The organism is Arthrobacter sp. NPDC080086, assembly GCF_040702285.1.
Map to the genome: position 1 here is coordinate 1 of NZ_JBFBKP010000110.1, position 9,826 is coordinate 9,826.

Sequence of the window (9,826 nt, forward strand, 5' to 3'; positions counted from 1 at the left end):
AGCAGGGGGACGACGGCGTGTTTCCACTGGCCGAGGAGCTTCTGCTTGCGGGTCAGGATGTCGGCGGCCCAGACGATGAGGGCGAGCTTGGCGAACTCGGACGGCTGAGCGGTGAAACCTCCCACGCTAAGCCAGTTGCGGTTGCCGTTGACCGTCATACCCAGCGGCGTGAACACCAGAACGAGGGATAGCACCGCGGTGATGAGCATGGGCCAGGCAAGCTTCCGGATGTGCCGCTCCGATAGCCGGGCCAGCGCGAGCATAACGACAACCCCGGCGATGGTCCACATCCCCTGTTTCAACGGCAGGTCGTATGGGTTCGCGCCGGCGGCAACGGATTCCACGGAGGAGGCGGAGGCCACCTCCACCAGCCCGATGGCGGCGAGCGTCAGCACCACGGCCAGGATGATGGGACGCTGCCGGTCCGAGGAGTCTTCCCCGATCCAGGTGCGGATTCGGCCGGGCTCCTGCCCGGTGCGTACAGGTCGCGGATGCGGTGTCCTGATGAGGATGTCCCTCACCTTACTCAGGGTGCCCATCGCTGCTCTCCTTGGTTCGTGCCGGCCCATCGGGACGTCGTGTCTCACCCGACGCGGCGCCGAACACGGACACTATCCAAGTGCGGCCGCACGGTAGCTCGAGCGCGCCGCGGACCGGGAAACTCCCGGGCTTTTAACAGCGGATCATCATATTGTGCTCCTACGGTCGCCGTGCCCAGCCGCGGCAGGATACGGACCGCGCCCCCGAGGAAGACGAGCAATGAGCACACCCACCCTGGCTGCGACGCCCCGCCGAAACGTCGAGGCCCTGCTGCTCCTCGTCGCCCTGACGATCGGCGTGGGCGCCGGAGCGCTGGTCAGCCTGGACCGCGGCCAGGCGCTGCCGCCCGGTTTCTGGTTGCAGGCCGCGACGTTGACCGCCCTCGCCGTCGTGTTCCACGTGGTCCTGAGGATCCGCGCAAGCTACGCGGATCCGGTGATCCTGCCCGCCGTCGTCGCGCTGAACGGCATCGGCATTGCGGTCATCCAGAGCCTGGACACGCCCACGGGGGCGGATGCCGGCGGGAACCAGTTGAAGTGGACCGTCGTCTCGGTCATTGTCGCGGCCGCGGTCCTGTGGTTCCTGAAGGATCACCGGCTGCTGCGGCGCTACACCTATATTGCCTTGGCCGTCAGCGCGGTGCTGCTGGTCCTGCCCCTGATCCCCGGTGTCTCCGCCGGCGACATCAACGGCGCCAACGTCTGGATCCGGCTGGGGCCGCTGCAGTTCCAGCCCGGGGAGATCGTCAAGATCACCCTCGGTATCTTCTTCGCCGGCTACCTGTCCACGAACCGCGACCTGATCCTCCTGGCCGGACGGAAGATCGGCCCCCTGCGGTTCCCGCGCTTCAAGGACCTGGGCCCCATGGTCGCCGCGTGGGTCGTCGCCGTCGGCGTCCTGGTCTTCCAGCACGACCTGGGCATGTCCATCCTGTTCTTCGGCCTGTTCATGGTGATGATCTACGTCGCCACCAGCAGGGCGTCCTGGCTGCTCCTGGGGCTCGTCCTCATGGGCGTCGGCGGCTACGCGACGGCCACCATCTTTCCCCACGTCCGGCTCCGGATCGACGCGTGGGCCAACGCCTTTGACCCGAACGTCTACGGACGTTTTCCCGGCGGCAGTTCCCAGATCGTCCAAGGCCTCTTCGGAATGGCCGACGGCGGTCTGGTCGGGACGGGGCTGGGGCTTGGGCGCCCGGACCTGGTCCCCTTCGCCAACAGCGACATGATCATCGCTTCCCTGGGCGAGGAACTGGGCCTGGTTGGACTCTTCGCCATCGTGGCCCTCTACCTCGCGCTGTTCACCCGAGGCTTCCGCGCCGCCCTCGGCACCCGCGACCCGTTCGGGAAACTCCTCGCCGCCGGGCTCTCCTTCGCGATGGCGCTCCAGTGCTTCATCATCATGGGCGGCGTGACCCGGCTGATCCCCCTGACCGGGTTGACCACGCCCTTCCTCTCGGCGGGCGGGTCCTCCCTGCTGGCCAACTGGATCATCGTCGCGCTGCTCCTGCGGATCAGCGACGCGGCCCGCAGGCCCGATCTCCCAGTCCTCGAAGCGCAGCCCACCCTCACGCACCAAAGCAACTAACCCCTAAAGAATTCTTTCGAATCGGAGGCGCCGTAGACGGCCGCCGGGTCGGGACCGTTGCCAGGAGGAACGTACAAATTCCACGGACTGTCTTCGGGAACTAGGACAAGCCGCGGCGGGTTCATTCCAGTTAGGGGGCGACAAGGCTGCTGTAGCACGGAAGGCATCGCCGGACCTCGAAGATTGTCGATCGTGAGAATACAGGCGGCTTAGCCGCCGGAGTTCGCGGCCTGGCAGGTTTGATCGCTCGCCGTTTGGGCAACGACACCACCGGCTTCGGACGGCGGCGCCGCGGGCTTGGAACCGGTGGCGAAGTCCTCGCCGGCGTAGAGCTGAACGCCCTGCACCCCGGGGACCTGCTGCACGCTGGAGGCCGGCAGGCCGAAGAGTGCTGCCACGTCGGCGGCCACGTCCTCGAACCCGGCACCGTAGTAGACCATGGTCTGCTGGCGCGCCTGGGCGGGGATGCGGGAGAGCTTCGTGAACCCGGCATCGGAGAGGATCGTGCCGATCTCGTTGCCGCGGCTGGCAACGTTGGTGCCGTTGGCCACGGTGACCGGCTGCAGTGCCTTGTTATAGGCCGGGGCGGCCGGGGCGCTGGAGGTCTCCGGCGCCGCGGAGGCCGGGGCGGGCTGGGACAGGTCCGGGCTGCGGCGGAGGGCGGCGAAAAAGTTGTCCGCCGCCGGCTCGTCCAGGGCCAGGCGGTTGGGATCCGACGGGGCCGGGACGGTCGGAACGGTGATGAAGTTGACCTTGGCCGGGTCGATGTTCTTTAACCGGTTGGCGAGGGTGAGCATGGTCGGGACCGACGCGAGGCCGTCGTCGACCGTGAGGTTCTTGGTCATGGTGTCCGCGATGCTGAGCACCTTTGTCGGGTCGCTGAGCGTGCCGTCGTCCTTCAGTTTCCGGGTCAGGGACGCCAGGAAGGACTGCTGGGCCTTGATTCGGCCGAGATCCCCGCCGTCAGCAAAACCATGACGGGTCCGCAGGAAAGCCAGCGCCTGTTCGCCCTGGACCTGGGAGGTGCCCTTGGGCAGATTCAGGCCGGAGTCGGGGTCCGAGACCGCGGCATTGACACAGACGTCGACGCCGCCGACGGTGTTGGAGAGTTCCTTCACGGCGTTGAAGTCGGCCATCATGAAGTGATCCACTTCCAGGCCGGTGAGCTTGTTGACGGTATCCACCGCGCAACCGATGCCGGCCTCCGCCATCGCGGAATTGATCATGGCGCCCGAACGGGCGGGATGCTGTTCGTTCGTGGCGCTGTCCTTGCAGGCGGGCACGTCCACCAGCAGGTCGCGCGGGAAACTGACGACGTTGACGTGGTTGTTGTCCGCCGAGATGTCCAGCATCATCATCACATCCGACTGGCCATACCCGGAGGAGTCCGCGGTCGACCCGTATTGGCCGTTCTTGCCGCTGCGGGTGTCGCTGCCGAGGACCAGGATCTGCAACCGGTCCGTGCTGTCGTTGACCGGGCCCTCGGTGCGGACCCCGCCGGCGCCGAGCGCCGAGGTGCTGACGTTGGACTGGAGCCGCCAGAGCCAGTAGCCGCCGAACGCGACCACACCCACCAGAAGCACGGCCGCGGTGATGCCGGCAATCTTCAGCCACGGACGTCGGCGCCGCACCGCCAGAGCGCGGCTACCCTCGACCAGGGTTCCATAACCGGGGTACGGAACAGAAGGGGTCTTTCCGGACCCCGGCTCCGGCAACTTATGACTCACTTTGGCCACGCTTTCTAGGGGAACCCTGTAACTGCCTGACTACGGAAAATCCTGCAAAACCAGTCACCGGATTTATCCTCCGCTTCCGTCGGTCCGTGGCGACTGGCTTCGGACCAGTTCGGACAGTGTCCGGGACGCTGTGAGGATGCGGCGGCCGAGGATGATGCATTGATCGTCGGTGAGTGCCCCCGCGCTGGCCGCGGCGGATCCCCGTTCTGAGTCCTGTGCCGTGTTCATGGCGGCCAGAAGATCCTGCTGCAGGGCGTATATATCCGGCGGGAGCGCGGGGTTCAGGCTCGCTTTCTCGTCCAGGCGGCTGCGGGTGGCCGCCTCGGCGAGGCGTTGTTGGATGTGGCCGACGCCGGTCGCGAGGATCTCGACTGCCTTGTCGAACTGTTCCGTTGCTTTTGCGAGGGCGTCGATGTTGTTCTGATTCATGCGGAGGCTCCTGTGGTTTGGCCTGCCATGGCCGCGTCGGGGTGGGTAGGGAGAAGGATGCGGTCCGAGTCCGCGTCGTATTCGTAGAGTTCCCCGTACCGGCCCCAGTCGATGGCGGTGTCCAGTTGGGCTTGGGCGTCAGCATCGCTGAAGTGGCGGCGGAGATCATTGAGGATTGTTTCGGAGCGGATGGCCCCGTTCTCGCTTCGGCGCAGGATCCTGACGATGTTGCGCACGAGGGGTGCCTGTTCGACGGCGAGGGTCGCGAATTGTTCCTTGGCGCGCAGAAGGTCAGCGGCGGCGTACCTGCGTCCTTGTTCACTCAGGTGCAACCGGCCGTTGCGGGCGTAGGCGAGTTTGAGCATGTGGGCGGCGTCGACCAGTGGCAGGAGGTCATCGAGTTCGTAGCGGAGTTCGTCGGCGATTTCGGCCAGGCCTTCCTGGCCGCCGCGTGCGGCGAGGAGTTCGAGGAGGCCGCCGAGTTCACCGGTGCTGGCCGGGGGCAGCGCGATGTCGAATTCGCTGCCTTCAGCTCCGAACGGTGACGTTGACGATGCAGGCGGGGCAGGCTGGCGGGCGGCGCTGGGCTGGCCGGTGAGGATGCTGTAGACCTCGTCGACGAGGGCCTCGAATTCCGGGCTGCGCCTGTCGCGGGGCTGCGGCAAGGTGATGGGCAGTTCGGCTTTGATCCGTCCGGGGTTGGAGTCCAGGACGATGACGCGGTCCGCGAGTTGGATGGCTTCTTCGATGTTGTGGGTGACGATCAGGGCGGTCCGGGTCGGGATGTCTCCTTCGGCCCACAGGCGCAGCAGCTCTCCGCGGAGGTTTTCGCTGGTCAGGACGTCCAGGGCGGAGAATGGTTCGTCCATCAGCAGGGCATCGGGTTCGACCACGAGGGCGCGGGCGAAGCCGACGCGCTGGCGCATGCCGCCGGAGAGTTCTTTGGGATAGGCGGATTCGAAGCCGTCCAGGCCAATCAGGTCGATCGCGCGCAGGGCACGTTCGCGGCGCTCGGCTGCCGGGACGGCCCGGGCTTCGAGGCCGAGTTCGACGTTTTCCTGCACGGTGAGCCAGGGCAGTAAGGCGAAGGACTGGAAGACCATGGCCACGCCGGGGTTCGCACCGTTCAGGACCGTCCCCTTGTATCTCACTGCACCGGTGGTGGGGGCGGTGAGCCCGGCGATGCAGCGCAGCAGGGTGGATTTGCCGGATCCGCTGCGGCCAAGGAGCGCCACGATTTCCCCTTCGTGCAGGGTCAGGCTGACGTTCTCGAGAACGGTGAGGGATCCGCCGTCTGTTGCGAAGGTCATTCCGACGTTCTCGACGGTCACCAGCTCGCTGCCGGGACTGGTCTTGGGTGTGTTGGTCATCGAAGCCTCCTGGGGCTGCGGGAAGTGGAGTTTGGAAACGGGGCCGGGTGCTAGAGGGAGAACCGGGTTTCGGCCAGCCGGTAGAGACGGCGCCAGAACAGGCGGTTCAGTCCCACGACGTAGACGGACATGACGATGACCCCGACCAGGACCTTGGCCATGTCTCCGGTTCCGGTGGCGTCCGCGATGTAGGACCCGAGGCCTGTCGCTGTGAGGGTCTGGTGGTTGTAGGTGACGATTTCAGCCACGATCGAGGCGTTCCAGGCGCCGCCGGCGGCGGTGATGCCGCCGGTGACGTAGGAGGGGAAAATGGCAGGCAGTATCAGCCGCCGCCACCGTTGCCGCCGGGGCACTCCGAAGCTGTCCATCGCCTGGCGCAGGTCGGTCGGGATCGCGCTGGCGCCTGCGATGACGTTGAAGAGGATGTACCACTGGGCGCCCAGGGACATCAGTACGATCCCGCCGAGATCGAGGCTGATATGGCTGGCGACGAAGAACGCGATGATGAAAGGGAAGAGGAAGTTCGCCGGGAAACTGGCCAGCAGCTGCACGAGCGGCTGTGCAAGGCGGCTGATGCGGGGGTTCATCCCGATCCAGACCCCGACCGGTACCCAGATCAATGTCGCCGCGACCAGAATCACGGCGACCCGGGCGAAGGTCACGGCGCCAAGGGCGAACGCTTCACCGAACGCGCCCAGTCCGGCGCTGTCCTGAATGAACACGAAGGCATGCCATGCGCCGAAGATCACCACCGCGCCAATGGCAGCGGTGAAGAGCGCGTCCGTTCCGCGGCGGACCAGCACAGGGGTGTGCAGGGGGTGTTCGGCCAGCCCGAACGGACGTGTCAGGGTGTCCAAGGCCCGCCCTACGGGGGCTGCAGCGCGGGCGAAGGCGTGCGGGAGGACGGAACGGCGCAGGGTCTCCAGGACGAGGCTTCGCGGTTTCTCAGCGGCGGAGGTCTCTTCCTGCCGGAACTTCTCCGACCACGCCACCAGGGGGCGCCAGAACAGGAAATTGGTTCCCAGCACCATCACGGCCATGGCCAGGATGGCCCACCAGACCCGGTCCAGCTGGCCCTGTTCAACCGCGGCGGCAACGTACGCGCCGACACCGGGCAGGGCGTAGGCCTGGTTGTTGACCGAGATGGCCTCCGAGGCTGCGAGGAAAAACCAGCCGCCGCCGAAGCTCATCATCCCGTTCCATACCAGCGGGATCATGCCGGCCGGGACGTCCAGCTTCCAGAACCGTTGCCACTTCGTCAGCCGCATCAACCGGGCAGCTTCGTCCAATTCCCTGGGCTGGCTGACCAGGGCGTAGTAGAACGCGAAGGCCATGTTCCAGGCCTGGGATGTGAAGATCGCAAAGATCGAAGCGCATTCGAGTCCGAGCATGGAGTGCGGGAAAAGGGCGATGAACCCTGTGACGGTCACCGAGAGGAAGCCCAGGATCGGAACGGACTGCAGGATGTCCAGCACCGGCAGCAGGACCTTCTCCGCGCGTGGGATCCGCGCCGCAGCGGTCGCGTAAACGAAGGTGAACAGCACACTTGCGCCTAGCGCGATGAACATCCGCAGCAGGGACCGGGCAGCGTAATAGGGCAGCTCGGCCGGGTCGGTCGAAACCTCGGTGGGGGCCGATCCAACCTCGAAGGGGGTGTTCAGCGAGGGGCTCAGCCGCACCAGAAGGAACAACAGCACCAGTACCGCAGCGCCGACGAGCAGGTCAACCCAGCGAAGGGCCGGCCGGCGCAGGACACCGGCGCCGGGAAAGGAACGAAATAAGGACATGACGGACTCCGGGCAAACACAAGCCGACGGAAACGCATGTCACCTGTTCAGGCAGGGCAGACGTTCATCCGACGGGGGGAAGAGAAGAAAGGGGTTGGAGAGAAACGCATCTATGGGGCCCGGGTTTCACACCCTCACCTCCTCCCGCTCGACCTGCGGCACCGGCCGCAGGCAACCATCAGTCACCGTTCACGGCGCAACAAGGAGCAAAGCCCCCGACAGACTGGCCCGGTGACTTCTAACACCTCCTCGTCAGAGCTTTGGCACTGCACGGCGTAATCCCATACCCGGCCTAACGCCGACGGGAAGCCACTTGGGGTCACCCCTTAATCCGGGGAGACCTGTCCTGACCGGGAGTGTCTTTCGACAGGAAGGGTCAGTGGCCTGTGTCCATGCAGAAGCCTCACCGAACAAGGTGTTGCGACGCACTGACCTTATGCCCCGTCAGCAGGCCACACCAACTTCCCCGGGGTCCTTTAACGGAACCTTAACGCCACGCGCTTCAACGGCCGAACGCGGACGTCAGTGGCGAGGAGGCTTATCTCCGAGGCGCTCGGTGGTCCCCATCGATGGTTCCCGCCCGACGTTCCATGGCGATTCGCGCGGACCACTTCTCAGTCATGGAAACGGCCGACACCGTGCGGTGCCCGCCCTCCTGAGGGCGGTGAGCTCAGGTCCTTCCAAGTCCCGGATTAGCCACCAAACCGCGGTCGCCCGGAGCGCTCTGTCCAACTCCTGCACCCCACTGCCCTTATCGTCGAGCATCAGCACGCCGGCCGGTGGCGGGAGCGGCGGGATCAAGTCGATTCGGAATCGAAGGGAGCAGCGTGTCCAGCGGCGAGGCGTTCGATGGCAGGCCGGGGAACCGCTGTTGCTGCCCTAACCGTCGGGGTCTCGGGTACGGGGTTCTCCGTGAGGGCTTCGCGGATGATGCGGCGCGGGTCGTACTGCCGGGGGTCCAGCGCTCCCCACTTCACGTCATCGAAGTCGTCCCCGAGCTCCTGGCGCAGCTGCTCTTGCGCGCCAGATGCCATTCGGCGCACTTCCCTGACGAGCCGGCCAAGCTGTGCAGCGTAACTTGGGATTCGTTCAGGCCCCAACACGAAAATCCCGATGATGAGCAGAACAAAGAACTTCTCTGCACCGATACCGAACATGGGTTAATCGTAAAGCGCCGGGGCCCGGGAAGATCAGGGATACGAAACAGCGATCCCGGCGTACTAATGCATCCCCCGGCGTACCGTCCCCGGCAGCGGCGTCGGCACTGTCGGTTTTGTTGGCGCCAGCTTTCTAAGCGCGAACGCGCCAGCGGACGACCGCTTGGGTGCGAGCACTGCGAGCATGCTCTTCCCCCGGTCTGTTGCACCACTCCCCCGCGTTGCCGGCTACCTGCCCTGACGGGCCGGGCCGATGCGGGACCAGGGCCGGGACGTGGCCGTGAATGGCGGTCCGCCGCCGGCGACCACCGACGCTCCCCGGCCACGTGCGGCGGACCGCCCGACCCCGGGGGCGGGCCGGGACTCTGTGGTTGGTCCGGCCCGCCGTGCCGTGGTTAGTGGAGTCCGGGGCGATGTTCGGCGGCGAAGAGGACGGCCACGATTTTGTTGTGCCAGTCCAGTGCGGCGTACTGGCGGGTGGTGTCGAGGATTCCCGGGTCTACGCGGGCCTCGGTGGTCACGGCTTCGGCCATGCCGCGGATGTGGGCGGCGAGGTCGGCGGCCGCGTCGGCGCTGTAGGCCACGGGGGACTTCTGCACGATGGCGGCCAGGGTTTCGAGGAACACCACGGTCTGGGCCGGGTTTTCGGTGATGCTTTTGCCGGTGGTCATGGTTCTTGGCTCCTAAGAGGTTTGGGGGCCTGCCGGGCGGTGTCCGCCCGGCAGGCTGTGGGCGGTGGTTTAAGCGGCGGTGGGCCGGAAGGGCATCCGGTAGCGGGACGGGAGTTCCGCGGCGGCTTCGGGCAGGTCGTCCGGGCCGTGGGCCTGTCCGTTCTTCCAGTGGTAGAAGGCCTGCTCGGTGATCGCGTCCCACTGGCGGGCTTTGGTCCGGTAGTAGGTGCAGGTCACGTCGCCCTCGCAGTAGGTGGCGACGCCGAACAGGTTCCCGATCTCGTCGGCGGTGCGGGTCGCGGCGACCATGACGTAGGGCCAGTTGCCCAGGTCCCAGCCGTCAGCACCCCACACGGGGATGACGGCCCAGCCGTGTTCGCCGATCAGGTCAATCCACTCGTAGCCGCCGTTGAGGTGGTAGTCGCCGAGGACGGTCACGCCGTCGATGGTTTCGTTGGTGTCCTGCGTGGTCACCGTCTTTTTGGTGATTGCGTTCATGGTGTTGCTCCTTTTTGCCCAAGGATTCGGTGGGTGGGGCGGCTCAGGTGA

Annotated in this window: 9 protein-coding genes and 1 riboswitch; of the genes, 1 reads left to right on the forward strand and 8 read right to left on the reverse strand. The window is 66.2% G+C overall.

Annotation, left to right across the window (positions count from 1 at the left end):
- A partial coding sequence (locus AB0305_RS21395; protein WP_364138862.1) for an FtsW/RodA/SpoVE family cell cycle protein occupies positions 1 to 539 on the reverse strand: 539 nt, incomplete at its 3' end.
- A 220-nt stretch (positions 540 to 759) separates the two neighbouring features.
- Between AB0305_RS21395 and AB0305_RS21400 the strand changes: the two genes are divergently transcribed.
- Positions 760 to 2,127 (forward strand): FtsW/RodA/SpoVE family cell cycle protein, encoded by a 1,368-nt coding sequence (locus tag AB0305_RS21400; protein ID WP_364138863.1) that lies wholly within the window; start codon positions 760 to 762, stop codon positions 2,125 to 2,127.
- 209 nt (positions 2,128 to 2,336) lie between these two features.
- Here the strand turns inward: AB0305_RS21400 and AB0305_RS21405 are convergent, their stop codons facing one another.
- From AB0305_RS21405 to AB0305_RS21435, 7 genes are all read right to left on the reverse strand, one after another.
- On the reverse strand, positions 2,337 to 3,764 hold the full coding sequence (locus tag AB0305_RS21405) for an LCP family protein (RefSeq protein WP_364138998.1): 1,428 nt from the start codon (positions 3,762 to 3,764) through the stop codon (positions 2,337 to 2,339).
- Between the two features lie 162 nt (positions 3,765 to 3,926).
- Entirely contained in the window at positions 3,927 to 4,292 is a 366-nt protein-coding gene (locus tag AB0305_RS21410) for a hypothetical protein (protein ID WP_364138864.1), read from the reverse strand.
- The gene (locus AB0305_RS21415) at positions 4,289 to 5,662 is read right to left on the reverse strand and encodes a nitrate/sulfonate/bicarbonate ABC transporter ATP-binding protein (RefSeq protein ID WP_364138865.1); all 1,374 of its coding nucleotides are present in this window, start codon (positions 5,660 to 5,662) and stop codon (positions 4,289 to 4,291) included. Before AB0305_RS21415 ends, AB0305_RS21410 begins: the two co-directional genes overlap by 4 nt.
- Positions 5,663 to 5,712: 50 nt before the next feature.
- Positions 5,713 to 7,449 (reverse strand): ABC transporter permease subunit, encoded by a 1,737-nt coding sequence (locus AB0305_RS21420; RefSeq protein ID WP_364138867.1) that lies wholly within the window; start codon positions 7,447 to 7,449, stop codon positions 5,713 to 5,715.
- A gap of 238 nt (positions 7,450 to 7,687) precedes the next feature.
- A riboswitch (M-box (ykoK) riboswitch) is annotated at positions 7,688 to 7,871 on the reverse strand.
- A 375-nt stretch (positions 7,872 to 8,246) separates the two neighbouring features.
- Positions 8,247 to 8,606, reverse strand: coding sequence for a twin-arginine translocase TatA/TatE family subunit (locus AB0305_RS21425; protein ID WP_364138869.1), 360 nt, complete (start codon positions 8,604 to 8,606; stop codon positions 8,247 to 8,249).
- Positions 8,607 to 9,001: 395 nt separating this feature from the next.
- Positions 9,002 to 9,277, reverse strand: coding sequence for a hypothetical protein (locus AB0305_RS21430; protein WP_364138870.1), 276 nt, complete (start codon positions 9,275 to 9,277; stop codon positions 9,002 to 9,004).
- A 69-nt stretch (positions 9,278 to 9,346) separates the two neighbouring features.
- Positions 9,347 to 9,775, reverse strand: a complete 429-nt coding sequence (locus tag AB0305_RS21435) for a hypothetical protein (RefSeq protein ID WP_364138872.1) — start codon at positions 9,773 to 9,775, stop codon at positions 9,347 to 9,349.
- Positions 9,776 to 9,826 lie beyond the last annotated feature (51 nt).

Bases quoted from the DNA above. Each gene is read 5' to 3' on its own strand.
- AB0305_RS21415 (WP_364138865.1), bottom strand. From the start codon at position 5,662: ATGACCAACACACCCAAGACCAGTCCCGGCAGCGAGCTGGTGACCGTC.
- AB0305_RS21435 (WP_364138872.1), bottom strand. From the start codon at position 9,775: ATGAACGCAATCACCAAAAAGACGGTGACCACGCAGGACACCAACGAA.
- AB0305_RS21425 (WP_364138869.1), bottom strand. From the start codon at position 8,606: ATGTTCGGTATCGGTGCAGAGAAGTTCTTTGTTCTGCTCATCATCGGG.
- AB0305_RS21400 (WP_364138863.1), top strand. From the start codon at position 760: ATGAGCACACCCACCCTGGCTGCGACGCCCCGCCGAAACGTCGAGGCC.
- AB0305_RS21430 (WP_364138870.1), bottom strand. From the start codon at position 9,277: ATGACCACCGGCAAAAGCATCACCGAAAACCCGGCCCAGACCGTGGTG.
- AB0305_RS21420 (WP_364138867.1), bottom strand. From the start codon at position 7,449: ATGTCCTTATTTCGTTCCTTTCCCGGCGCCGGTGTCCTGCGCCGGCCG.
- AB0305_RS21410 (WP_364138864.1), bottom strand. From the start codon at position 4,292: ATGAATCAGAACAACATCGACGCCCTCGCAAAAGCAACGGAACAGTTC.